Source organism: Streptomyces hesseae, assembly GCF_031845785.1.
Lineage (GTDB): Bacteria > Actinomycetota > Actinomycetes > Streptomycetales > Streptomycetaceae > Streptomyces > Streptomyces hesseae.
In genome coordinates, this window is the sequence record NZ_JAVRFI010000095.1 from 1 (window position 1) to 280 (window position 280).

Here is a 280-nt window from a genome sequence, read left to right on the forward strand (position 1 = left end):
CTGTACCGCCGAGGGCTGCTCCCACACGGCCGTCCGGGTGCCGGAGGTCATCGACGCCTGGTACGACTCGGGCTCCATGCCGTTCGCCCAGTGGGGCTACCCGTACAAGAACAAGGAGCTCTTCGAGCAGCGCTACCCCGCGCAGTTCATCAGCGAGGCCATCGACCAGACGCGTGGCTGGTTCTACACGCTGATGGCGGTCGGCACGCTCGTCTTCGACAAGTCCTCGTACGAGAACGTCGTCTGCCTCGGCCACATCCTCGCCGAGGACGGCCGGAAG

1 protein-coding gene is annotated in these 280 nt (G+C 66.1%); it reads left to right on the forward strand.

The features are described from left to right. On the forward strand, window positions 1-280 hold a 280-nt coding region (locus RM609_RS34350; RefSeq protein ID WP_311616607.1), incomplete at both ends, for a class I tRNA ligase family protein.